General features: G+C 49.1%; 23 protein-coding genes. 7 read left to right on the plus strand and 16 right to left on the minus strand.

The window, feature by feature from the left end:
• Window positions 1-130 precede the first annotated feature (130 nt).
• The 5 genes from NZM01_09240 to NZM01_09260 all read right to left on the minus strand — a co-directional run bounded on the left by NZM01_09240 (window position 131) and on the right by NZM01_09260 (window position 6,384).
• Window positions 131-1,609, minus strand: coding sequence for a methyl-accepting chemotaxis protein (locus NZM01_09240; protein MCS6960219.1), 1,479 nt, complete (start codon window positions 1,607-1,609; stop codon window positions 131-133).
• Between the two features lie 16 nt (window positions 1,610-1,625).
• On the minus strand, window positions 1,626-2,603 hold the full coding sequence (locus tag NZM01_09245) for a chemotaxis protein CheW (protein MCS6960220.1): 978 nt from the start codon (window positions 2,601-2,603) through the stop codon (window positions 1,626-1,628).
• The gene (locus tag NZM01_09250) at window positions 2,596-3,669 is read right to left on the minus strand and encodes a response regulator (GenBank protein ID MCS6960221.1); all 1,074 of its coding nucleotides are present in this window, start codon (window positions 3,667-3,669) and stop codon (window positions 2,596-2,598) included. The genes NZM01_09245 and NZM01_09250 overlap by 8 nt, the downstream gene beginning before the upstream one ends.
• A gap of 82 nt (window positions 3,670-3,751) precedes the next feature.
• The gene (locus tag NZM01_09255; protein ID MCS6960222.1) at window positions 3,752-4,888 is read right to left on the minus strand and encodes a response regulator; all 1,137 of its coding nucleotides are present in this window, start codon (window positions 4,886-4,888) and stop codon (window positions 3,752-3,754) included.
• A 152-nt stretch (window positions 4,889-5,040) separates the two neighbouring features.
• Window positions 5,041-6,384, minus strand: a complete 1,344-nt coding sequence (locus NZM01_09260; GenBank protein MCS6960223.1) for a tetratricopeptide repeat protein — start codon at window positions 6,382-6,384, stop codon at window positions 5,041-5,043.
• A gap of 46 nt (window positions 6,385-6,430) precedes the next feature.
• Here NZM01_09260 and NZM01_09265 point away from each other — a divergent pair, with 46 nt between their 5' ends.
• Together NZM01_09265 and NZM01_09270 are read left to right on the plus strand one after the other, a co-directional pair.
• Window positions 6,431-7,291, plus strand: a complete 861-nt coding sequence (locus NZM01_09265) for a UDP-3-O-acyl-N-acetylglucosamine deacetylase (protein MCS6960224.1) — start codon at window positions 6,431-6,433, stop codon at window positions 7,289-7,291.
• A gap of 61 nt (window positions 7,292-7,352) precedes the next feature.
• A complete protein-coding gene (locus tag NZM01_09270) occupies window positions 7,353-8,003 on the plus strand; it encodes a hypothetical protein (GenBank protein ID MCS6960225.1) in 651 nt (216 codons plus the stop codon).
• Here NZM01_09270 and NZM01_09275 read toward each other — a convergent pair.
• The 6 genes from NZM01_09275 to NZM01_09300 form a co-directional block, all read right to left on the minus strand.
• Window positions 8,000-8,593, minus strand: a complete 594-nt coding sequence (locus NZM01_09275; protein ID MCS6960226.1) for an ATP-dependent Clp protease proteolytic subunit — start codon at window positions 8,591-8,593, stop codon at window positions 8,000-8,002. The two genes, NZM01_09270 and NZM01_09275, sit on opposite strands and share 4 nt — an antisense overlap.
• A gap of 2 nt (window positions 8,594-8,595) precedes the next feature.
• The gene (locus tag NZM01_09280) at window positions 8,596-9,189 is read right to left on the minus strand and encodes an ATP-dependent Clp protease proteolytic subunit (GenBank protein ID MCS6960227.1); all 594 of its coding nucleotides are present in this window, start codon (window positions 9,187-9,189) and stop codon (window positions 8,596-8,598) included.
• 3 nt (window positions 9,190-9,192) lie between these two features.
• Window positions 9,193-9,882 (minus strand): ATP-dependent Clp protease proteolytic subunit, encoded by a 690-nt coding sequence (locus NZM01_09285; GenBank protein ID MCS6960228.1) that lies wholly within the window; start codon window positions 9,880-9,882, stop codon window positions 9,193-9,195.
• Between the two features lie 84 nt (window positions 9,883-9,966).
• Window positions 9,967-11,346 (minus strand): dihydrolipoyl dehydrogenase, encoded by a 1,380-nt coding sequence (gene lpdA, locus NZM01_09290; GenBank protein MCS6960229.1) that lies wholly within the window; start codon window positions 11,344-11,346, stop codon window positions 9,967-9,969.
• Between the two features lie 37 nt (window positions 11,347-11,383).
• The gene (locus NZM01_09295; protein ID MCS6960230.1) at window positions 11,384-11,926 is read right to left on the minus strand and encodes an aspartyl/asparaginyl beta-hydroxylase domain-containing protein; all 543 of its coding nucleotides are present in this window, start codon (window positions 11,924-11,926) and stop codon (window positions 11,384-11,386) included.
• Window positions 11,926-12,084, minus strand: coding sequence for a hypothetical protein (locus NZM01_09300; GenBank protein ID MCS6960231.1), 159 nt, complete (start codon window positions 12,082-12,084; stop codon window positions 11,926-11,928). The genes NZM01_09295 and NZM01_09300 overlap by 1 nt, the downstream gene beginning before the upstream one ends.
• A gap of 75 nt (window positions 12,085-12,159) precedes the next feature.
• On the opposite strand from NZM01_09300, the gene NZM01_09305 reads away from it, so the two are divergent.
• A complete protein-coding gene (locus tag NZM01_09305) occupies window positions 12,160-13,617 on the plus strand; it encodes a tetratricopeptide repeat protein (protein ID MCS6960232.1) in 1,458 nt (485 codons plus the stop codon).
• Here NZM01_09305 and NZM01_09310 read toward each other — a convergent pair.
• The 3 genes from NZM01_09310 to NZM01_09320 form a co-directional block, all read right to left on the minus strand.
• Entirely contained in the window at window positions 13,609-16,806 is a 3,198-nt protein-coding gene (locus tag NZM01_09310) for an efflux RND transporter permease subunit (protein ID MCS6960233.1), read from the minus strand. The two genes, NZM01_09305 and NZM01_09310, sit on opposite strands and share 9 nt — an antisense overlap.
• Window positions 16,787-18,082 (minus strand): efflux RND transporter periplasmic adaptor subunit, encoded by a 1,296-nt coding sequence (locus NZM01_09315; protein MCS6960234.1) that lies wholly within the window; start codon window positions 18,080-18,082, stop codon window positions 16,787-16,789. Before NZM01_09315 ends, NZM01_09310 begins: the two co-directional genes overlap by 20 nt.
• 73 nt (window positions 18,083-18,155) lie before the next feature.
• Window positions 18,156-18,650: a DUF3038 domain-containing protein gene (locus NZM01_09320; GenBank protein ID MCS6960235.1), complete on the minus strand. Its 495-nt coding sequence runs from the start codon at window positions 18,648-18,650 to the stop codon at window positions 18,156-18,158.
• Between the two features lie 32 nt (window positions 18,651-18,682).
• Between NZM01_09320 and NZM01_09325 the strand changes: the two genes are divergently transcribed.
• Both NZM01_09325 and NZM01_09330 read left to right on the plus strand, forming a co-directional pair.
• Entirely contained in the window at window positions 18,683-19,537 is an 855-nt protein-coding gene (locus NZM01_09325) for a 3'(2'),5'-bisphosphate nucleotidase CysQ (GenBank protein ID MCS6960236.1), read from the plus strand.
• Window positions 19,470-19,931, plus strand: coding sequence for a CHASE2 domain-containing protein (locus NZM01_09330; protein MCS6960237.1), 462 nt, complete (start codon window positions 19,470-19,472; stop codon window positions 19,929-19,931). The genes NZM01_09325 and NZM01_09330 overlap by 68 nt, the downstream gene beginning before the upstream one ends.
• Before the next feature lie 3 nt (window positions 19,932-19,934).
• Here the strand turns inward: NZM01_09330 and NZM01_09335 are convergent, their stop codons facing one another.
• Entirely contained in the window at window positions 19,935-21,092 is a 1,158-nt protein-coding gene (locus NZM01_09335) for a transposase (GenBank protein ID MCS6960238.1), read from the minus strand.
• A 101-nt stretch (window positions 21,093-21,193) separates the two neighbouring features.
• Here NZM01_09335 and ubiE point away from each other — a divergent pair, with 101 nt between their 5' ends.
• A complete protein-coding gene (ubiE, locus tag NZM01_09340; protein ID MCS6960239.1) occupies window positions 21,194-21,865 on the plus strand; it encodes a bifunctional demethylmenaquinone methyltransferase/2-methoxy-6-polyprenyl-1,4-benzoquinol methylase UbiE in 672 nt (223 codons plus the stop codon).
• Between the two features lie 52 nt (window positions 21,866-21,917).
• On the plus strand, window positions 21,918-22,439 hold the full coding sequence (locus NZM01_09345) for a retroviral-like aspartic protease family protein (protein ID MCS6960240.1): 522 nt from the start codon (window positions 21,918-21,920) through the stop codon (window positions 22,437-22,439).
• On the opposite strand, the gene NZM01_09350 is transcribed toward NZM01_09345, so the two are convergent.
• Window positions 22,436-22,933: an HNH endonuclease gene (locus tag NZM01_09350; protein ID MCS6960241.1), complete on the minus strand. Its 498-nt coding sequence runs from the start codon at window positions 22,931-22,933 to the stop codon at window positions 22,436-22,438. The genes NZM01_09345 and NZM01_09350 overlap by 4 nt on opposite strands.
• Window positions 22,934-22,946 lie beyond the last annotated feature (13 nt).

Consider the following 22,946-nt stretch of genomic DNA (forward strand, 5'->3'; position numbering starts at 1 on the left):
TGTTTCGTAAAAAACTAGGACTGTTGCAACTATAGATATAGCAATAGGGATAGAGTAGGCTACCAGAAATTTGCCCCTCAATTTGAGACGATTAAGCATAGGCTATTGTTGTAACTCCCTTCATCAACACCTAAATCTGATCCCTGAGAAATTGAGCTGATTCTGACAGTTGTTGGATAGCTGCCTTGACCTGGGCTACACTGGCACTGGCTTCTTTCGCCGCCAAATTGATGGCATTCATGGCAGACACTGCTTGCTGCACTCCCACTGCCTGTTGCTTCGAACTCAAGGCTATCTGCTGCGTGTTCATTGCGATCGTCTCCACTGCCTTCACTATGCTCTCAAACGCCTGCAACGTCTCCTGGGCTAGTCTCATACTTTCATTGGCTGTCTTTGTCCCCTCATCCGTCACCATCACTGTCGAGTTGATGGAAGACTGTATTTCTCTAATCAGATGGCTAATTTTGTCTGCGGATGCCTTGCTCTGGTCTGCCAGTTTGCGTACTTCCTGGGCTACGACAGCAAAGCCTTTGCCTTGCTCCCCTGCTCTGGCGGCTTCTACTGCTGCATTCAAAGCGAGAATATTGGTCTGATTGGCGATGTCGGCTACCAGGTCAGATACTGTGGAGATCTGGGCGGTTTGCTCGCTCAGGTGGACAATTTTGTCTGCGATTGCCGTGACCTTATCTTTGACTGTGCTGATGCCCTGGAGGGTTTTGTTGACGGAATCACTGCCTGTGTGGCAGAGTTCCAAGCTCTTTTGGGCGTTGGTAGAGGAGGCGATAGCTTGTTCAGCAGACTGACGGGAAGAGGCTCCCAACTCCTCCATCGTGGTTGTGGTTTGGTTGACAGATACAGCTTGCTGAGAGATAACTTTCTCCTGCTCTGCCATAGAAGCAGCAATCTCAGAGGTGATACTAGCAAGTTCTGTGGTGGTTTTACTAATGCTCCTGGTGACTAACCGAGTAATAAATACACCAGCTGCAGGGGAAACAAGTACCGTTAGTAACAAACCTAGTAGGGAGAATGTAATGCTGCGATTAAGCGCATTAGTCGTTAGCTGCCGCTTGAACGTTGAAGTTTCTCGAACTAATTTGTTAATCTCCTCAGTTAAGGATATAATCTGATCAATCAATTGTTGATGTTCAGAAGAAAACCACAACTTAGTTGCTTCTGCGAGTTTGCCATTGGTAGCTAAATCTAAAGTCCTTTGGCTAACCTGCTTATTCTTCAATATTAGTTCTTCCAAGCTGCGAATTTTATCCTTAACTTGATCAAAATTAAGAAGATCAGGTTTAGCTCCAATTATCTCATTCTTCTTGCTTAGTAGTTCTTGTTGCCGTTTTCGTAGTTCATCCACCCGCCTTAGGTTGTCAGACTGTCGAGCGTTAGACAATAAATACTCGGTGACTTTGTGGTCAATGCTAGTTGTCACAAAACCATCCTCTAGCAGGAGAAACAAGAGATTGTTAGCAGTACGGCTATCTGTCAGGTACTTACGGGTATTCCTTATCTCCGCAAAAATTAACAGAGTAGAAAGGAAAGCAATAACGATCGGTATGGCATAGCCACTCAAAATTTTACCCCGTAACTTCAGTCGATCAAACATAAGCTACCTCCCTCCACTAGAGCTTACTGAGTACTTCCTGCAAGTTAACAATCGTAATTAATTCGCCTCCAAGTATAGCGGTACCCATAATTCCCTGTCTAGCTTCTTTGGCAATGTTCACTACTGTTTTATCCACATCAATATCAACTATGCCCCTAATCTCGTCTGTGGCAACGCCCACGTTTACCTTGTCAGAATGTACCACGATCGCTTTGTTTTTGTTTCGCTCAGTAGTCTTCAGACCCAAGAAGTTACGGATGTTGATAATGGTGAGGATTTCACTCCGCACATTGACTGTGCCCATCACAAATGGGGGGCTAAATGGAGTAGGGACAGGCTGTTCTAGGACTATAAATTCTCGCACCTCTTCTATGGGAAACCCCATCAGTTCATTGTCTATTTCAGCAATAGCAAGGGGAAATTGTTCTCGGCTCTCTTCTATTTTCTGTTGGCTTAGGTTAATGCGCCGTTGATAGAATACTGCTTGCTCTTGGGGGGTAGCAGTAGGAGCAAATCGGTTGTAAAAATCCCCTAAATCGTGGCTAACATCGACTGTGGCAACCTCACTCACAGCCAAAGGCGATCGGATGAGGGTAGCAGGATTGACTAGGGGCAAAACTGTATCACCTACTCTCCCCACACCCATTAGAAAGTTGCTCAGAGGAGGGCTAAATGCCTCGCTAAGTTCCTCCGTCCGATCGGGGGTTATCTCCAGAATTTCCGCCACCCGCTCGACAATTACCCCGACAGCCACCCCTTCCACACTAACTACTACCAGGTTATCCGTAACTTTACAGCTTGGCTCACCTACCCCCAACCGCTTAGCTAGATGTATTACTGGCAAAGTTTGCCCCCGCCGATCGACTATTCCTATAACATCACCAGGAGCATCAGGTAGGGGTGTAATTTCTGGCAGCAGGAGAATTTCTTCCACTATTTCTAGGGGTAATCCATAGGTCTGGGCATGTAACCCTATTTGTAAATAACTAAACATATGACCGAATTGCTTCCAGTAGCTCCTCTGGATTAACTGGCTTAGTCAGGTAGCGATTTGTGCCTGCTAAATGCCCCCTTGCCCGATCGATTAATCCATCTTTTGCTGTCAACATAATCACTGGGGTGTCCTTAAATTTGTTGATCTTGCGAATAGTACGACAGAACTCAAACCCATCAATTTCAGGCATGGTCACGTCCAGTAAAATCAGGTCAACCTGGGTACGATTGAGAATGCCCAATGCCTCCATGGCATTGGCAGTAGCAATAACTTCATAATTTGGGGCAAGGGCTTTACTAAGCATTGAGCGGACGATCGGGCTATCATCTACAACTAAGATTACTGGAAGTGTTTTCAGGGAAACCTGCTTGGTGGCATTACAAGTCTCTAGCCAATTTTGCTTGAACCAGAGATGGTATAGGGGAGCTAGGGTAAGTGGGTCTTGGTCTAGGGCTTCAGCAATGTCACCGATCGAGCGGATACCATCTACCCACCTTTGCAGGTGGCTAAGGGCAGTTTTATTGTCAATTGTTTCTAGTGCACCTGGGCGAACCCTGACTACGGTTTCAGGAGAACTTATGACAGGGGCATATTTTTTCCATTTTTCTTGCCGTTGTTTTAGTTGAGTAATTATCTCGGTAATGGCGAAGCCATGGCGATCAACACTGTAAGCAATGTCTAGGTGCATCTGTGGCTCTGGATAAGCTGTGCAACGATACGGCAATAACCTCTCTAGGACAAGTATAACTTTGGTAAGGATAATTTTCTCTATGTTGTCCCAGGTGGTAGCACCAGTTTTGACAACCTCCGCTAAGCTTGCGTAAATTGAACCTCCATCCTCTGAAAAATTACCAAAACTAAACTTAATCGACTTACCCAAAATTTGGTACAGCCGCTTTGGGGTCAGCCTGTCATAATCAGCAAGTGTGAGCTGTCCTTCCTGCCAACTTAAAAAACATTGCCTGTCTATACCCTTAGCAATTACCCTAGTTGTGCCCGTGTAAGCGCAGGACTGTAGAGCTGATAGTATATCTACTAGGGTGCCAGTCTCTATATACTTTTCCATTTTGTTAGTTATTACGTTATACAACCCTCACTGTAATCCTTCCCACCCCACCCCCTCTCAACACACTATACAATGAGAAACGTTAATCTTGCAAGTGCTCCCGAATAGCAGCTAGCAGCTCATCTTGATTGATTGGCTTGGTCAGGTAGCGATTTGTGCCTGCTAAATGCCCCCTTGCCCGATCGATTAACCCATCTTTCGCCGTTAGCATAATTACGGGTGTGTCTTTGAACTTGCTGATCTTGCGAATAGTGCGACAGAACTCAAACCCATCAATTTCAGGCATGGTCACGTCCAGTAAAATCAGGTCAACCTGGGTACGATTGAGAATGCCCAATGCCTCCATCGCACTACTGGCACAAATCACCTCGTAGTCACTACTGAGAGTCTTGCGTAGCATCGATTGCACGATCGGGCTGTCATCTACACTTAGAATCACAGGAACAGTCTTGGTTTTGGTTTCGCTAGGACTAGAGGCGTGGCGAATTTCGATCAAACCTTCCTCCACCCAGTGGTAGTAGAGGGGAGCTAGTACGAGGGGGTCTTGTTCCAAAGCTTCAGCAATGTCAGCGATCGTGCGCTGTCCGTCTACCCATTTTTCCAGATGTACGAGCGTAGCTTTGTGGGTAACTGCTTGTAACACACTGTCATGGACAACAGGAATGTCTTCCAGGGAGCGAATCACAGGGGCATACTGTCGCCATTTTTTCTGCCGCTGGGCTAGTTGCTGCAAGACCTCCTTACAGCTAAAGCGATGTTGACTATCACCAAAACCCAAGTTGATCCTCACGTTGGCTAGCACATCAATAGTACAGGCATGAGGCAACAATCTCTCCAGGATAACTAGTACCCGTTGTAAGCAAAATTTCTCTATGTCTTCCCAGGTAATGGCTTTGGTGGACACGATCGTGTTAAGCACCTCGTAGGTGGAACCTCTGTCCAAGTCAACACGGCGAGACACAAAATCTAAGAGGGAATCAACATAGCCTAGCTTCAGGCTCTTGCCTAGGATATTAACCAAATCTCTGTTTGTGGGGATGTATTGATTGGCAAAGGTTAGATCACCATCCTGCAAGAAACAAAAATAGTGCAAATATTTACTCCCTGTGCATTTGCTACTTACCTTGACTGCCCCTGTATACCCACCTTTCTGCAGCTCCAGCAGGGACTTGGTCAGGTTGTTTTCCTTGTGTACCACACTGTTCTCTGCCTTCGTCACGAATTTACCCCTAATGATCCTTGTACTCTACACCTTAGAAACTATTCCTAACATTTGTCAAGTATATTTGTATACTTTTTGTAGTCTTATTACTCTGTTATTTTCCCCTTATATCTGTTTGACTTAGTTTTATAATTATTTGACTTTTCCCCTTAAATTTTACTCTCAGTGATTTGTTGTAGAATAATAAGTTTAGCTTGCTGTTCGATAGTCACGGTTTTGGCGATGGGGATGATAGCCTGGATAAGGCGTTCTGCTTGGGATTGTTCCCCGTCTTGGAGATGTAGATCAATTAAATCAAAGTAGGGGGGAATGTAGTTGGGGTCGATAAAAATCATACGGCGCAGGTATTCTTTGGCTTGCTCCCGATCGCTTTGTTCTTCGGCAATTTGGGCAAGGAGATGGAGAGCCTCTAGGCAGGCGTGGTCTTCCGCCAAGATTTGTTGACAGATTTTTTGGCTAGCTTGGTATTGACCCTGGTTGGCATAGGCTGTAGCAACTAGTAGTAATGCTTCTGAGTCTTGGGGGTGGGAAGCTAACCACTCCTGCAGCTGCTCAATTGCCCCTAGATAGTTACCATCTTTTACCATTTGTTTACCTTTTTGTTTATGATTTTCCGGCAAAACTGGGACAAAAGGTATAGACTGAGTTAATTCATGGGAAATTTTAGTTGTTGGCATGCGGTAAGTGAGGGATTCGGCATGATTAATTAACTCTAAGGGAGCAATGGCTTGGGCTTGCAATTCTGTGTGTCCTGTGACTAGATATCCCCCTGGTTGCAGTAGATCAATGAATTTCTGGACAACAACCTGAATCTTATCGACATCAAAATAAATAAAGACATTACGACAGATGATCAAATCAACATTGCCTCTAGTAAAGAGAGCTAGTTCATCTTCTACAAGATTGCACTGGTAAAATTGCACGCCCTGCTTCAAAGATGGCACAACTTCCCACCCCTCCAGGTGCCGACGGAAATATAACGATCGGTAGTGGTTTTCTACGCCCCTAAATGACCATTCGGAGTAGATACCCCGTTTGGCCTTCTCGATCGCTTGCTGATTGATGTCAACTCCCACTAGGTTTATCTGCCAGTCCTGTAACTGATAGGGAATTTCTTGCAAAAGAATAGCGAGGGAGTAGACTTCTTCTCCTGTGGAACAACCTGCACTGAGAATGGTCAGTTGTTTTGCCTGTGCTTTGTTTTGCAGTAGGTCGGGTAGGATTTTTTCTCGTAACAAATTGATTTGTCCTCGATCCCGTAAAAAGTAACTTTCCCCTGTGGTAATTAGAGTAGCTAATTGGTCCCATTCTGCTTTTGCCTGATTCGATCGCAGTAGGTTGGCGTATTCTTTTTCATCTGTTAGTCCCAGATTTTTGATTCTTTGTCTAATCTTTTGCTGCAGGTTGGTTTGGTCTTCCTGACGAATTCTGATGCCTGTCTTTTCCCGAATCAGTTCGACAATCGTGTGCCAACTAGGAGAATTAGGTGCCATTAGTTACTGTTCTGTGTTAGCCTAGACTCGATTATAGCTTGGGGCTATGGTGCAAAAAACGATCGGGGCAGCGGTCTCTCTGACAGGTGTTGGTCTGCATAGTGGTAAAGTAACTACAGTCACGCTTGCACCTGCTCCTGCCAATACAGGTAGATATTTTGTGATAAACGGTCACACTGTGCCTGCCAGGGTTACAGAAGTGAAAGGGACTGTCCTATCCACGGAAATAGGTGGGGTGCGCACGGTGGAACATCTCCTCAGCGCTCTGTGGGGAATGGGCATCGACAATGTGGCTATTGAGGTGGAGGGGGAAGAGATACCGATCGGGGATGGCTCCGCTCTACCCTGGGTAGAACTAATTGCCCAAGCAGGAATTGTTACTCAAGCAGAAAGGAATCCACCTCCAGTTTTGTCACGTCCTGTCTGGGTGCAAGAGGGCGATCGATTTGTGGTGGCGCTGCCTGCCCCCCAACTGCAATTCACCTACGGTATTGATTTTCCCACCAGGGCGATCGGGGTACAGTGGTTCACTTGGATGCCTGCATTGACAAGCTCTGGTTCGACAAGCTCTGGTTCGACAAGCTCTGGTTCGACAAGCTCACCAGACAGAAGGAATAGTTATGTCACAGAAGTTGCGCCTGCGCGTACCTTCACAATGGCTGATCAGGTGGAAAAATTACGGTCTCAGGGTCTAATTCAGGGGGGCAGTTTGGAGAATGCGATCGTGTGTGACCAGGAAAAATGGCTGAATCCACCCCTGCGCTTTCCCGATGAACCCTGCCGTCATAAATTGCTGGATTTAATTGGTGATTTGAGTTTGGTGCCCCACCTGCCCGTCGCTCATTACATAGCCTACAAAGCTAGTCACAATTTACACATACAGCTAGCCCGATCGTTGTCTGAGTAGGGGGAACCTGGCGGTTAAACTAGCTGTCTGTACAGTCATCCACTGCGGGAAAGAAAAAGATATGACCAAACAATTTTTAGTCGGTGTGCTGGGTGTACTGCTAGCTAGTCCTGTGGTTGCCCAAGGGACTATTATGCGTCGATCGCCTTCCTTCCGTAATTTACCCAGTGCTACTCCCCCTAGCTCCACTACCATCAGTCAACGGTTCACTTTAAGCCCTGGGCAGCGGTTGGTGACTCGCTACGCGGGCAAAGAGACTCTCTACATCTCCACGGGACAGACTTTAGCCGCAGAGCTGGTAGTAGCTCAACCTGTGGTAGCGGAAAATGGTACAACCCTGATTCCGACGGGGGCAATTGTGCGGGGGGAATTTGTTCCTGCCCCTGGCGGTTCCCGCTTCATTGCTAAAGAACTCACTACCAGGGGTGTAACGGTCACTTTGGGGGCAGAGTCGGAATTAATCAACGATGTCAAAGACCCTAGAGAAACTACAACGGGCAGTATCGTTGGGGATGCTGCCTTGGGAGCTGCCGCCGCTGCTATTTTGGCAGGAATTACGGGCGATCGTGCCATTGCTACCGAGGAGGTTTTAGCAGGAGCTGCCGCTGGTGTGATTATTGGTAACGTCACGGCTCCCCAGGTCGTAGTGATTCCCCCTGATAGCATTGTCAACTTGACAACTACCCGTAACCTTGTCTTCGGTACGCCCTAGGCTGGTCCTTCAATCACCCGATCGATTAACCCATACTCTTTTGCCTCGTAGGCAGACATGTAGTAATCGCGGTTCATGTCCCGTTCGATTTTTTCCAGGGGTTGTCCTGTGCGTTTGGCGTATTCTTCGTTGAGGCGGCGGCGCAGACGCAAAATCTCCTTGGCTTCGATGGCAATATCGGAGGCTTGACCGCGAATTCCCCCAGAGGGCTGGTGAATCATGATGCGGGAGTGGGGAAGCGCAAACCGTTTACCTTTGGTGCCCGCCATCAGCAAAAATGACCCCATAGAGGCTGCCAAACCAATGCAAATGGTGCAGACATCGGCTTTGATGTGTTGCATAGTGTCAAAAATGGCAAGACCTGCACTGACGGAACCACCAGGGGAATTGATGTAGATGTAAATGTCTTTGTCCTTATCTTCGGAGTCCATGTACAAAAGACGGGCAATGACAGAATTAGCTAAACCATCGGTCACTTCCCCACTGATGAAAATGATCCGTTCTAAAGACAGGCGTTCGTAAATGCTAATCCACTGGGTGAATGAGTCGCCAGGGTAACGGTAGGGAACTTTGGGAATTCCAATCGGCATATCTACTCCTTCGGTTCTAGTACTTTGTCGATCAATCCATATTCCTTCGCCGCCTGGGCGGTGAGATAAAAATCCCGCTGTTGGTCTTTCTCCAGTTTCTCCATCGGTTGTCCTGTATGCAGATGGAGGATTTCGTTAATACGGCGATCGAGGCGGAGGATTTCCTCTGCTTCAATCTCAATGTCGCTCGCCTGGCCTTCCACACTGCCTGAGGATTGGTGCAACATGATTTCCGCATTGGGGAGGGCAAACCGCTTACCCTTGGTGCCCGCTGCCAAAATCACCGCTGCCATGGACATCGCCATACCCACTGCGATCGTGCAAACATCGGCTTTGATGCACTGCATTGTGTCATAGATGGCTAAGCCCGCCCGCACCGAACCGCCAGGGGAATTGATGTAGATGTAGATGTCTTTGTCTTTATCTTCCGAGTCCATGTAGAGGAGACGGGCAACGACGGAATTAGCTAGACCATCGGAGATTCTGCCCCCCAAAAAGATAATTCGCTCTAGGGACAGACGTTCGTAGATGGAAATCCACTGGGTGTAGTTACTTTGGGGGAAACGATAGGGGACACGGGGGGTGTACACTGCCATATTTTAGGCTCCTACCGCGGCAGGAATGGCTTTGGGCAAGTCTTTGGGACTTTCCAGCACTTTGTCGATGATGCCGTACTCCTTAGCTTCCTGGGGAGTCATGTAGAACATTCTGTCCATGTCCTTGGCAATTTTTTCAGGGGGTTGCCCTGTGTTCTTTGCTAAAATGTCGATCATTGCCTGCTTGTTAGCCAGGACTTCCTGAGCTTGAATTTGAATATCGGTAGCTTGTCCCCTAGCTTGCCGCTTGGCTTGGTGGAGAATAATGGTAGCGTTAGGCAGACTTGCCCGATAACCCTTTGTGCCTGCTGAAAGAATCATCGCCGCCGTTCCCATCGCCTGCCCGATGCAAATGGTGTGGACGGGGGGTTTGATGTAGTTCATGGTGTCGCAAATAGCGAAAGCTTCCGTTTCGTAACCGATCGCGTCCCCTGTGTACCAGGAAGTACCTGTGGAGTTGATGTAGAGATAGATGGGCTTTTCCTTATCTTCGTACTGCAAATAGAGCAGCTGCGCCACAATTAGTTCTGTGACATCTACCCCTAGCTGGTCTTTGTACTCATCGGGGGATACCAGGGGCAGACCGAAATAAATAATCCGTTCTTTCAACAACAGAGAAGGCAGGTCAGGGGGCGGCGTGCGGTAATAGGCATCGCCGTAGTAGTACGCAGATTGGACAGCTTGTGGTTGCATAGCACCTGGTTGTGAGATGGTATTGCTAGGGTAACACAAGGGTAAAGAGGGTTGTTATCCGCCCCTGTGGGGGAAACCGTCCGCTCATTGACTATGGATAACTTGCTTGTAAGCCTCGTCCAGGACTTCGCTGAGGGTAGGATGGGCGTGTACTTGAAAAGCTAGCTGGTCAATGGTGACACGGTTGGCGATCGCTTGGGCGGCTTCGTGAATGAGATCGGAAGCATGGAGTCCGAAAATATGCACCCCCAGAAGTGTCCGATCGTCTTGGCGGTAAATTACTTTGGCTATCCCCTCTGTCTCCCCTTCGGCAATTGCCTTGGAATTCCCCTTGAAGGAGGAACGCGTGACTCCAATGGTAAACCCTTCTGCTTCTGCCTTTGCCTGAGCCTGGGGTTCTGTCAGTCCCACAAAGCCTATTTCAGGATGGGTAAACACAGCTGCGGGAATACTCAAATAGTCCACCGTGCGGTTCCTCCCGCAAATATTCTCTACGACGGCAATGCCCTGGGCAGAGGCGGCATGGGCTAACATCATCTTGCCTGTCACATCCCCGATCGCCCACAGGTGATCCACTCCCGTTGCCATCCGATCGTCTACTTCAATGAATCCCCGCTTGTTGGGAGATAGCCCTACATTCTCTAAGCCCAAATCGGCACTGAGGGGTACTCGCCCCGTCGCTACTAGACAGGCATCTACTTCCAAAATTTCGCCGTTGGAGAGTTCGATCGTGACAGGACTGCCTGGGATGACTTTTTTGGCCAGTACCCCCGTGTAGGTCTCAATATCCCTGGGTTTGATGAGGACCCGTTCGGCGAGTTTGGCAATATCGGGGTCAAAGCCAGGCATGAGGGTATCGAGGGCTTCGATCATAGTGATTTCACAGCCCAAGGCGGTGTAGATGTCGGAAAACTCCAAACCGATGTAGCCACTGCCGATAATCGCTACCCATTGGGGTAACCAATCTAACTTGATGCCTTCATCGCTGGTGAAGACTGTCTTGCCATCTACCTGAATTCCTGGGGGCACAAAGGGCTGGGAACCTGTGGCAATGATAATGTCCTGGGCAGTGTATAACCGATCGTTGACCTGCACCTTCTGCACCCCAGCAATTTTGCCCCTACCGTAAATCACATCTACCCCCAGTTGCTTAAGGCTGTTGGTGAGGGCAGTGCGCAGTTTTTCGACAGTGGTCTTGGCATGGTGGGCAATCTGAGCACGATCGAACTGTAGTTCTCCCACGTTGATCCCCAGTGCCCGCAGATGTTCTTTGGCTTGCAGTTCCCGCACTTTTCCCGCTGCTGCCAACAACGCCTTGGAGGGAATACACCCCCGATTGACGCAAGTACCACCCATATCCTGGGCTTCCACGATTGCTGTTTTTAAGCCCTGGGCCCTGGCATGGAGAGCGGCGGCATGCCCCCCCACCCCAGCACCAATGATGATTAAATCGTAGTCAAACACTGCCTTCTTTTACCATTATGTGGAATAACTGGCTATTTTACTGGGATTTTTTCCCGTCAAACCAGCGACCCCACCAATTTTTTGTTGTCTGGGGATAGTAGGGATAGCGAAAGTCCAGAAGCAGGACTATCCGTGTCTCCTGTCCGCGATGCCAGACCTCATGTTCCGTGGTGTCATCAAACACCAGACATTTACCCTCTTGCCAGGTTCTGATTTCTTCGCCAACGCGGATACTACACCCTGCACAGCCCACTAACCCCAAGTGACAGCGTAAAACCCCATCGGCATAACCAGTGTGGGGGGCAATGTGAGTACCTGGTCTTAAAGCGGAAAAGCCCGCCGTGACTAGCCCTGGTATTTCTCTGACTAGTGCTGTTGTCTGGGGACAGAGTTGGGTATTGCCTGCAATTTCCACGCCGAAGGCAATCAAACCAAATACAGCCCACCCCTCTTGGTATAAATGCCGCTCGGGCCAAGCTAAGAACCGTTCCTGCTTGACCGCCAGGGCTTCATCTCTGATGATCTGCCAGTTGGCTTCCAGGTCAGTCGTGAAGGGGAAATCCCGTTTGTCTTTGAGCATTAGGCAAATGCCCGCTTGACCAGAATGGCAATCGTCTTACCGAGAGCTTGCAGGATGCCCCTGATGCCCCCCATCTGCTGTAGGAGCCTAAACATAAATACAACCCAATGCCATGCCTTGATTAGTTCTCCTTGCCATGCTTTCTGTCTTGTATCCATGCGTGTATCAGTATTGTTTGTTACTAACGGACGCTTTTATTTTAGGTTAGTAGTAGTAAACCTGCAAAACTAACCATGCAGAGAGCGATCGGTTTGTTGTTTGCCTTTCTCCTATCCCCTGTTCTCCTTGCCCAAGAGAACCCCATTTTGTTGTTGCAGCAGGCTAATACCCTTAGGGAGCAAAATAAACTGGAGGAGGCGGAAAAGGTCTATCGCCAAGTCATCAGCCTTAATCCCCAGTTGGTGCTCGCCTACTACGGGCTGGGGGTAACTCTGAGGCAGAGGGGTGACCTCAACGGTGCTGTCAATGCCCAGCGGGAAGCTCTCAAACTTGACCCCAATTATGTTCCTGCCCACTACAGTTTAGGTCTAGCTCTCTTCCAGAAGGGGGACATCACAGGTGCCATTAGCGCTTACCAAAAAGTCATCCAGCTCAGTAAACCAGAACCTAGCTTGGCTCCCACTTACTACAATTTGGGTCTAGCGGAGGAAAAACGGCAAAATTGGACGGGAGCGATCGAGGCATTCCAGGCGGCTATTAAACTGGACCCCAATTACGGGCTTGCCTACACTGGCTTGGGTATGGCGCTGCGGAAACAGGGGAAACGCCAGGAAGCGATCGAGACACTGCGCAAGGCTGTTTCCATGCAACCTGACAATGTCACGGCTCAGTTTGCTCTAGGGGTTGCTCTCCATGAGGAGAAAGATTATAAGGGGGCAGTAACTGCCTACCGATCGGTTTTGGCGCAGCGACCTGACTTCCCCAATGCCCACTACAATTTAGCGATCGCTCTCACTGCTGCGGGGGATGTAGAAGGGGCGGCAGCTGCCTACGGAGAAGCAATTAAACGGGATGACCGCAATCCCGACCTCTACAACGCCTGGGGTAATACCCTCCTGCAGATTGGTAAAATTACAGAAGCTCAAGCCGCTTTTAGCCGCAGTCTGGTACTGCAAGCCCGTAATCCCGTTGCCCTCAATGGTATTGGTCTCAGCTACCGGCGGCAGGGGAATCTGGAAAAAGCGATCGAGTCCTACCGTAAAGCTATTCAAATTAGCCCCCAGTATGCCGCTGCCCACAACAATTTGGGGAGAGCTTACGCCGATCGCAAGGAATATGACCAAGCTATTGCTGCCTTTCGCGAGGCGATTAAAGTTGACCCCCAAAATGCTATTGCCTACAGCAATCTCGGCAATCTTTTACGGACACAGGGGGATATAGAGGGAGCCATCAAAGCCCTGCAACAAGCCATCAGTTTGGGGAAAGAGGAAATTTGGGTGGATTACACTAGCCTAGGGCTAGCCCTGGTAGAACAAAACAAACTGGAGGAAGCACTGCAAGCCTACCAGCAATCCCTCAAGGAAAACCCCAACTATGCTCTTACCCATTGGGCAGTGGGAGCACTCTATAGCCGCAGGGGGGATAAACAACAGGCACTTACCCACTACCAAACTGCCCTCAAACTGTATGAGTCAGTGGGGGACAAAGAATGGATCGAGCGGGTGCAACAGTCAATCAAAGCCTTACAGTGATGGTTTGTCGATCGTAGTGACATCCTGCTGCCGCTTGGGTCTGAGGTTCTTGGCTCTGAAGGTTGGTGTGGGTATTTCGTGTAGGAGCAGATAAAAACAGGGAATAATAAACAAAGTCAAGAGAGTAGCAAAAGAAAGACCAGAGAAAACAACAATTCCCAAGGGGCGTAGAAACTCGCTCCCTTCTCCCAACCCCAATGCCAGAGGAAACAGTCCCAGGACTGTGGTAATCGTAGTCATCAAAATCGGTCTCAATCTCTGCGGTGCTGCCTGGGTAATAGCTGTCAACCGATCGCAGCCTGTCTCTTCTTTGATCTGATTTGCCAGTTCCACCATGATAATGGCGTTGTTGACCACAATCCCCACCAGTAACACTGCTCCCACCACCACTGTAGCACCGATCGCTGTTTTTGTGACAAACAGACCAAGGATACCGCCCGCCAAAGCCAGGGGGACTGTGAACATGATGACTAGGGGATCGATGAGGGAGTTGTATTGCACTGCCATCACCACAAAGACGAGAAAGGTCGCCAGCAGACCAAGCACCTGTAGAGATTGTTGCAGTTGGCGATTTGCTTCTGCCGCGCTGCTAGGCAGGATGGTAATACCAGGAGGTAATTCCGTTTCTTTGAGCGTTTGTTCCACCTCTTGGATGGCTTGACTGAGACTGGCTCCCCGATTGAGATTGCCACTGATGACAAATACATTCTTTTGATTGACCCGCAGAATTTCCCCAGGCGCTGTGCCACTCTTGATCTGGGCAACATCGCATAAGCGCACTGTCTGCCCCTCTCTGGTAAACAAAGGGAGTTGTTCTAATTGCGATGGTTCGCTGATCTCAGCCCGATCGAGTCTGACTCTGACATCGACTAAGCGATTCCCTCTTTGCAGCTGGGTTGGTACACTGCCGATAATTGCGGTTGTGATAGTTTGTCCCAGGTCAGCTACTGTCAGCCCTAGCCTTTCTAGCCTTTCCCAGTTGGGATTGATTTGAATTTCTGGTTGTCTGGCATCCGTTTCTGGTCTAAAGTTTGCCCCTGTGACTTTCTCTTCTAGTGTTCTCAGTATTTGTCTGCCTGTCCGCTCCAGGGTAAGCAAATCATTGCCCTGCAATAGGACATCTATTTCTGTACCTGGGGTGGGGGAGTTATTGAGAATAATCCCTCGCACTCTCCCTGGGTTGACCCGCAGGCGAATACCAGCCAGATTTAATTTGTTGAGTTTTTGTTTGACTTTCTCTACATACCTGAAAACATCACTGCCAGGTTTAAGGGTGATTGTAGTAGAACTGCGTAGAGGATTAGCCGTGGCATTATTGCCAAATACTACCCCCCCTATGGTGGCAAAAATGTATTGAGTCTCTGGTTCTTGCCGCAGAATATCTTCTACCATTGTCATTACTTGTTGATTGGTGTTTAGGGTTGTACCAGCAGGGAATTGGGCGATGATATTAACTAAGCCTGTGTTGATGGGGGGGAGAATCTCTTGGGGTACCTGTCTTGCCATCCACCAGGAACTCACACCGCAAATTATAAATGTCAAACTAAGGACTAATAATCGCCATCGCAGTAAATGTTTGAGTAGCCAACCATAGCCATCGGTTGCTGCCGTAAACCAATCGTGAAACTGCCTGAATAACCACCATCTGCCTATGCCACTGCTGGCTCTCACTGCTAATAGCCGAGAGGCTAAAGCGGGTACAACGGTCACTGCTACTACAATGGAGGCAGCAACGGCAAACACGATCGTTAACACCAATTCATTGAACAACAGAGAAATAAAACCGCCGATCAACAAAAATGGTAAAACAGCGACTATATTCGTAGCCGTAGAAGCAACTAAAGCCGATTCCACTTTTTGACTACTGATAATCGCCCGCTCGATCGTGTCTTTCCAGCCCAAACTACTGGCACTCTGCCCTACCGCCATGCCCGTACCAACCGCAATGCTCTCTAACATCACGATCGAGTTGTCCACGACAATTCCCACCCCCAAAGCCAAGCCCCCCAGACTAAAAAGATTGAGGGAAAAGTTACATAACGCCATGACAATCACAGCGGCGAGAATGGACAGGGGAATGGAAATCAGAATGATCAAAGTCTGGCGCAGGGAACCTAAAAATAACAACACAGCGAGCGCTGCTAAAATTGCCCCCGTCACCCCTGCCTGTACCACGGATTTAATCGCACTGCGGATGAAACGGGAGTCATCTAATGTCACTGTCAAAACCGCATCAGGGGGAATCAGCCCCTGTTGTTTTAACTGCTCTAGCTTCTGTTTAACACCGTCAACTACAACGATCGTGTTAGCATCAGGTTGTTTCTGGACTGTCACTTTGACCGCTGGTTCGCCATTGAGGGTGACAAATAGGCGCTGTTCAGCACTGCCATCGGTGACGGTAGCAAAATCTCGCAGATAAACCTGTTTGCCATTGACAGTCAAAGAGAGTTCTTCTATCTCCTGCACTGAGGCAAAACGACCGATCGTTCTTGTCAAAGGCTCAAATATTTTGCCTGCCAATCTACCCCCAGAGATGTCTTGATTTCGTTTCTGTAGGGCTGTTAAAACATCTGCCACCGTCAGACCTTGAGCCTGTAGACGGGCAAAATCCAGTTTGACAGTCACTTCCTCTGTCTGCCCACCGACGACATCTACCGCTGCTACACCAGGGACTACACTCAGTTCCCTTGCCAGTTCTTCTTCGGCAAAAATTCGCAAAGTCAAGGGGGAAAGACTAGGAGAAGTCAGGGCAAATTCATAGACGGGTAATTGGGAGGGGTCAAACTTGAAAATCCGCGCATCTTCGATATTGTCAGGCAGACGGCTGCGCCCCCGATTGTAGGTAGCTGTGACATCATTCAGGGCTTGGTCTAAATTGCTACCAGGGGCAAAGAATAAATCTACCCTTACTCGCCCTTCTTGGGTGCGAGAAAATATCTGGGTTACGCCTTCTGTGGCAGCTAGGGAGGCTTCTAGGGGTTTGGTCACTTCGTCTACAGCTACTTCAGGGGCAATGCCAGGGATGTTCAACTGCACAGCAATACGGGGATAGGTAATCCCAGGTAGGAGATCGACTTGTAATCTCGTGACAGCAAATAGCCCCAACACTACTACCGCTAGACTGAGGACAAGGGTGCCAATGTGACGGCGAATAGCCAGTCTGCTAATACTAATTCCCTGGTCTGTCATGCTTTTCTCCCTTCCTTTGTGATAGGACACTCACTGCCACTTTGTCCCCATCTTTTAGGGGTCTGCCACTCCTAACGACGTATTCTTCCCCCGGGGCTAACCCCGATCGAATCACCACTTTGCCATCTATTTCTTTGCCGATTTTGACAGGGCGTGATTCTACAGTGATTGTCTCCCCCGATCGTTTGACAACAAAAATCTTACTCTCTTTATCATTGGGTCTGCCCGCTGTACGCAGGGCAGTAGCAGGGGCTGTCACGACTTTCTTGCTCTTCTGAGGCACAAAGGTGACTCTGGCTAAGAGACCACTGCCAATTGTCTGTTGCTCATTGTTTAACTCCACCTCTACGGGAATCAGGCGGGAACGGGGGTCAGCAGTGGGAGAAATACGGGTGATCTGCCCTACAAATTCCTGGTTGGGTAAGGCATCTAGCTTGACCGTGGCACTCTGACCGAGGGAGAGATTAGCCCGATCGAGTTCTGACACCTCCACTACAACTTTGACTGTGGCAAAATCGGCAATTTTAACAATCTCATTGCCCCCTTGGAGTAGATTGCCCGCTTCTGCGGTTTTGGCTGTCACAATGCCTGTAATAGGAGAACGAATGACCGTATAAGCCAGTCTTTCCTCTGCCTGTTGCAAAATTGCCCTTTGCGCTTCCACCCGTTTTTGAGCAGTAGCTACCTCCGCCTGCTGGGATTGTAACTGCGCCTCTGTCGCTTTGAGGGTTTGCCGCGCCGTGTTTGCCTTGGTCTCTGCCTGTTCTGCCTGCTGGGGAGTGATTGCCCCTGCTTTTGCTAGTTGGTTTAGTCGGCGGGCATCCGCCTGTGCCTGTTGTAACTCCAGTCGGGCACGCTCTACCTGGGCTTTGGCATTGGCTACTAGGGTTTGGATGCGGGCTAGCTCGGCTTCCCGGGCTGCCAGCTCCGCTGCTGACTGCAACACATTGGCTTTTAACACACCGTCATCCTGGCGACCAATAATCTGCCCCTGTTGTACTAGGTCTCCCCGATCGACCGCTAGTTCTAGTAGCTGTCCCTCTACTCTGGCTCTGAGGGTCACTTCTCGGTTGGGGTTGGTTGTCCCTGTATACTGACGGGGTTGGTCGATCGTTTCCAGCTTCGCTACCGCTACATCGACATTGACAGTACTTTGTGCCCCTAAGCGAGCAGGGGGAGGAGTTTGTGCCTGGGTGGAAGGGGAATTAGTCCGGCAGCTACTGAGCCATAACCCCCCAATGCCCGCTACTATCACCAGACCGATCCTGCGCCCCATAGTGCCACCCGTTTGCCAAACCTAGCTTAAATCTTAAGACTTGCTAAAGCAAGATGGCGTTCACCATATCCCCCTACAGTTCTAGGAGCATAAGCCATAGATGCTTTGCCCCTGCCTTGGCACTGCAAAAAAACAAATCCACTAGCAGTTTGAGAGCCAATTTTTCCACTTGGGGAGCAGCACTTTTGTCCGCTAACCGCTCGTTATACAAATGGTAGAAGCGATCGAGATAATCCCCCAAAACAGGTTCACGGTGGGGAGACAGGCGCTGGTGTTGACAGAAACTCAATTTTTCCACTGCCTGGCGCAATTCCTGGTGATACTTACTAGCGAGATAGGCACTCACCCGCACTAAAGCCAGTGCTTCTTCAATATCCAGCTTCTTTCTTCCCCCCTTGCTGCGGCGTAGCGGACTAGCCTGCCGTAATCGCCACAGGGCAATCCGATCGGTAATAATCGTATGCACTTGCAAAAACTTTGCCCCCTCTAGCATTTCTTCTGAACTCATGCCCGTAAAGGCTTCCAGTGCCAGCAGAATCAGGTCAAGGTAGGCTTTAGTGTCTGCCATGGGGTACTATAGGGGGAGCTAGACAAGCAATTATGCACCAACAACTATCAGAATGGTTACCCCTAGTGAAGTCGATCGCTTGGCAGGCAGCAGCGGTCATCCTTGCCTACTATCAACAGCAGAGTGATTTAGACATTCAAGATAAAGGTGGGGAGGAAGGACCAGTAACCAAAGCCGATATTGCCAGCAATGAGGTAATTTTACAGGGCTTACAAAAACAATTTGGCACTGCCCAATTTGCCTATCTCAGTGAAGAGACGGATGACGACCTAAGCAGACTCGATCGGGACTGGGTATGGATTATTGACCCCCTAGATGGCACCCATGAATTTGTCGAACGCAAAGGAGAATTTGCCATACATATAGGGCTGGCGTATCAGCAGCGACCCGTTTTGGGGATAGTGGCATTACCCGCCTTGGGCAAACTCTATAGCGCAGCGGCAGGGCAAGGGGCATACGTAGAAGACAGAGAGGGAAATGTGAGCAAATTGCAGGTATCCGATCGGACAGACCCCGCCACTATGGTAGTCATTGCCAGTCGGAGCCACCGTGGTCCTAAACTGAACCACATTCTCAGTCACGTACCCAAGGCGCAGGAATATGCCGTAGGCAGTATTGGGGGGAAATTTGCGGCTCTAGCAGAAGGCAAGGCTGACTACTATATCTCTGTGTCGGGGCAATCCGCACCGAAGGACTGGGATTATTGTGCCCCAGAATTAATCCTCCAGGAAGCAGGGGGCAGACTCACTCGTTTTGATGGTTCTGTGCTTACCTACAACAATCCTGATATAGTGCAATGGGGAGATATTATTGCCAGTAATGGGCACAATCACGACTATTTGTGTCAACTTTGTCAAAGGGCAGCGCAGCAATTTGCTCAACTCTAAATGGCAGATTCTCACTTTTCTAGTATGGCTATTGGTAGGACTAGGGTTAAATAAAGTTTTCCCCCTGTTAGAACTACAAATCCAAGCCCTATTTTTCCGTTGGCGACCGCCACAGTTGCCCCCCCCAGAAATAGTCATCATTGCCATCGATGAATTGAGTCTAGCTCAAACAGAAAAATTCCCCTGGCAGCGGAGTGTTTATGCCTTTGCCATCGATCGGTTGATGCAAGCAGGAGCGCAAGTAGTAGCCCTAGATTTACTGTTTGTCAGTCCCAGCATTTACGGAGCAAAAGATGACCAGAGATTTTTTACCACACTACAGCGCTATCAAGGCCGTTTAGTATTAGCCAGTAGTTTTGACATCCACACTGTCCTAAAGGACAGTGATTCCTAAGCCTCACGACTTAGATTTCTGCTTCATCGCACCAGCCCTTGCGGGTCTTACGGTTGCTCCACAGACTGCCACGGCGAGTCCCGCCGCCAAAATGTTTCTAGCCGCATTCACATCTCTGTCATGGTGTGCATGGCACATGGGACATTCCCACTCCCTGATGTGAAGGGGCATTGTCTCTGCAATATGCCCACAGTTGCTGCACTGCTTGCTACTGGGAAACCAGCGGTCTATCTTGACCAACTGTCTCCCATACCACTCGCACTTGTACTGCAACTGTCTAACTAGCTCCCCCCAGCCAGCATCGCTAATACTGCATGCTAACTTGTGGTTTTGAATCATGTTCCGCACCGCTAAGTCCTCAACCGCTATCAGTTGGTTTTCCTTCACCAGTTGAGTGGTTAGCTTGTGCAGAAAATCCTTGCGTGCATCGGCAATTTGGGCATGTATTTTGGCTACCCGCATTCTTGCCTTTGCCCGATTCTTTGACCCCTTCTGCTTCCGACTAAGTGCTCTCTGCGCCCTACGCAGTTGACGCAACTTTGCCTTCAATCGCTTAGGTGGCTTCACCTTCACACCATTGCTCAGGGTGACTAGACTATCCAGTCCTAAGTCAATACCAACCTTGTTTTCTGTTGGGGGCAATGGTGCAATTTCTTCCTCCACCAAGATAGAGACCATCCACCTACCAGATGGAGTGAGAGTGATAATGACGGTAGAAGGTTCACTGCCCTGTGGTAACTCTCTACTCCACACAATCGGCAGTGGTTCATTGCACTTGGCAAGAAATAGCTGTCCATTTTTCCACCTAAATGCAGACTTTGTGTACTCAGCACTACCGCCATGCTGTTTCTTCTTGAACACTGGATACTTTGCCCGCCCAGCAAAGAAGTTGGTAAACGCAGATTGCAGATGTCTGAGAGATTGTTGCAAAGGCACACAGCTAACTTCATTGAGAAACTGCAAGTCTTCTTGCCTTTTCCACTCAGTGAGTAAGGCAGATGTTGCTCCATACCCTACCTGCTCTTGTCTGTGTTCCCATGCTTCTTTCCTAACTGCTAAAGCACGGTTGTAAACCAGCCTTGCACAGCCGATCGTTTTTCGTAAGAGCACCTCCTGCTCTGGTGTCGGGTAAAAGCGGTATGTGTAAGCTCTATGTGCCATAATTCTATTGTACGATAGTAATCCAAAGCCGTCCTATCGGTCGGCGAGCTCCCACGAGCCGCTCCCAAGTCGAAGGACGGGGTTTCAAACCCATTTTTTTGATGAGTCCAGTTGCTGATTTATTCAATAAAATTGCCCCTGTTTATGATAACCTCAACGATGCCCTGAGCCTAGGCTTACACCGCGTTTGGAAAAAGATGGTACTGGGCTGGGCGGCACCAAAACCAGGGGAATTGTGGTTAGATTTATGCTGCGGGAGTGGCGATATGGCAATCCTATTAGCCCGATCGGGGGCAACTGTAATTGGGGTAGATTTTGCCCCTTGCCAGCTAGCAATTGCCCAACGGAAAGGGAGAAATTTGCCCAATTTAAGTTGGGAAGAGGGAGATGTTTTACATTTGCGCTTTCCTGATAGGAGCGTTGATGGTGTGACTATGACCTACGGGTTGAGAAATTTAGCTGATGTCAGGCAAGGTTTACAGGAAATTTATCGCGTCTTAAACACCCCAGGTAGGGCAGTAATTTTAGATTTCCACCGTCCCTATAACCCAGTCCTAGCAGGATTCCAGAGGTGGTACCTAAGAACAATCGTTGTCCCTACTGCCCGCCAATTTCACCTAGAAAGTGAATATGCCTACCTAGAACCCAGTCTGCAAAAGTTCCCCCAGGGAAGGGAACAAATCCAGCTAGCTCAGCAGGTCGGCTTTCGTGACATCAAGCACTACCCCATTGTGGGGGGGATGATGGGCATTTTATATCTCAACAAAACCTAGTCCGCCTGGCACTTGTGCTAAAGTGGCGATACAGATTTTTCCCACTGGTTCTATGGCACTTTCTCGTTTTGTCCTCCCTTTGCTGTTGTGGGGGAGCAGCGCCTTAGCTCTACTAGCACAGGATGCTGAGTGCTTCATCCAGGATGCCAAGGGGCGTAAAATCGACCTCAGCAATATCTGTGGCAAGACACCACCTCCCTCTCCCCGCTTTGTCAGCGTACCCATCAAAGACCGCCGCGGCAATACCCCTGTCATTGCTGTAACTTTTAACGGTAAGCAAACCTTTGATATGATCCTCGACACAGGGGCAACGGGTACAGTCATCACGCAAGAAATGGCTAATCTCCTCAATGTCCGTCCCTTTACCGCTGTCAAAGCCCAGGTAGCAGATGGGTCAACAGTGGTCTTTCCTATTGGCTTCGTCCAGTCCATCAGTGTCAGTGGTGCTACTGTCAACAACGTCCCCGTCGCTATTGCTCCCCAAATGCAACTAGGGCTATTGGGTAACGACTTCCTCAGCAGTTACGATGTCAAAATTAAGCGCGACACGATCGAGCTCTACCAGCGCCCCTAGCTGCCGATGATGTATTTTTTCCACTCCTGATTGCTGCCACCGCGCAGATACTTAGTCACTTCAAAATAAAGACTGCTGTGGGGACGACGGGGGGCCTTGCGCAGCTGCATTCCCGCTTCCTGGGGAGTACGGTTGCCCTTCTTGACATTACAACGCACACAGGCAGTGACCACATTTTCCCAGGAATCCTCTCCCCCACGGGATCGGGGCAGGACATGATCCAAGGTGAGGTCTTCCCCTGTATAACCACAGTATTGACAAGTGTGACCGTCGCGGTGTAATATATTACGCCTGGTTAGGGGGATGTCTTTGTAGGGAAGGTTGATGTAATGCAGTAGGCGTATGACAGTGGGTAGGGGAAAGTCGGGATAGAGCATTTTGCCGTTATGTTCTACTTGTTCTGCTTTCCCCTTAATCAGGAGTACCACTGCTCTTTGCCAGGTAGTTATGTTAAGGGGTTCGTAGGAAGCGTTTAGGACTAGGACTTTTGCCATTATTTATTTTTGT

The organism is Pseudanabaenaceae cyanobacterium SKYG29 (assembly GCA_025055675.1).
In the GTDB taxonomy this organism is placed as follows: Bacteria; Cyanobacteriota; Cyanobacteriia; order Pseudanabaenales; family Pseudanabaenaceae; genus M5B4.

Bases quoted from the DNA above. Each gene is read 5' to 3' on its own strand.
- NZM01_09240 (MCS6960219.1), bottom strand. From the start codon at position 1,609: ATGTTTGATCGACTGAAGTTACGGGGTAAAATTTTGAGTGGCTATGCC.
- NZM01_09245 (MCS6960220.1), bottom strand. From the start codon at position 2,603: ATGTTTAGTTATTTACAAATAGGGTTACATGCCCAGACCTATGGATTA.
- NZM01_09250 (MCS6960221.1), bottom strand. From the start codon at position 3,669: ATGGAAAAGTATATAGAGACTGGCACCCTAGTAGATATACTATCAGCT.
- NZM01_09260 (MCS6960223.1), bottom strand. From the start codon at position 6,384: ATGGCACCTAATTCTCCTAGTTGGCACACGATTGTCGAACTGATTCGG.
- NZM01_09265 (MCS6960224.1), top strand. From the start codon at position 6,431: ATGGTGCAAAAAACGATCGGGGCAGCGGTCTCTCTGACAGGTGTTGGT.
- NZM01_09270 (MCS6960225.1), top strand. From the start codon at position 7,353: ATGACCAAACAATTTTTAGTCGGTGTGCTGGGTGTACTGCTAGCTAGT.
- NZM01_09275 (MCS6960226.1), bottom strand. From the start codon at position 8,593: ATGCCGATTGGAATTCCCAAAGTTCCCTACCGTTACCCTGGCGACTCA.
- NZM01_09280 (MCS6960227.1), bottom strand. From the start codon at position 9,189: ATGGCAGTGTACACCCCCCGTGTCCCCTATCGTTTCCCCCAAAGTAAC.
- NZM01_09285 (MCS6960228.1), bottom strand. From the start codon at position 9,882: ATGCAACCACAAGCTGTCCAATCTGCGTACTACTACGGCGATGCCTAT.
- NZM01_09295 (MCS6960230.1), bottom strand. From the start codon at position 11,926: ATGCTCAAAGACAAACGGGATTTCCCCTTCACGACTGACCTGGAAGCC.
- NZM01_09300 (MCS6960231.1), bottom strand. From the start codon at position 12,084: ATGGATACAAGACAGAAAGCATGGCAAGGAGAACTAATCAAGGCATGG.
- NZM01_09305 (MCS6960232.1), top strand. From the start codon at position 12,160: ATGCAGAGAGCGATCGGTTTGTTGTTTGCCTTTCTCCTATCCCCTGTT.
- NZM01_09310 (MCS6960233.1), bottom strand. From the start codon at position 16,806: ATGACAGACCAGGGAATTAGTATTAGCAGACTGGCTATTCGCCGTCAC.
- NZM01_09315 (MCS6960234.1), bottom strand. From the start codon at position 18,082: ATGGGGCGCAGGATCGGTCTGGTGATAGTAGCGGGCATTGGGGGGTTA.
- NZM01_09320 (MCS6960235.1), bottom strand. From the start codon at position 18,650: ATGGCAGACACTAAAGCCTACCTTGACCTGATTCTGCTGGCACTGGAA.
- NZM01_09325 (MCS6960236.1), top strand. From the start codon at position 18,683: ATGCACCAACAACTATCAGAATGGTTACCCCTAGTGAAGTCGATCGCT.
- NZM01_09330 (MCS6960237.1), top strand. From the start codon at position 19,470: ATGGGCACAATCACGACTATTTGTGTCAACTTTGTCAAAGGGCAGCGC.
- NZM01_09335 (MCS6960238.1), bottom strand. From the start codon at position 21,092: ATGGCACATAGAGCTTACACATACCGCTTTTACCCGACACCAGAGCAG.
- ubiE (MCS6960239.1), top strand. From the start codon at position 21,194: ATGAGTCCAGTTGCTGATTTATTCAATAAAATTGCCCCTGTTTATGAT.
- NZM01_09345 (MCS6960240.1), top strand. From the start codon at position 21,918: ATGGCACTTTCTCGTTTTGTCCTCCCTTTGCTGTTGTGGGGGAGCAGC.
- NZM01_09350 (MCS6960241.1), bottom strand. From the start codon at position 22,933: ATGGCAAAAGTCCTAGTCCTAAACGCTTCCTACGAACCCCTTAACATA.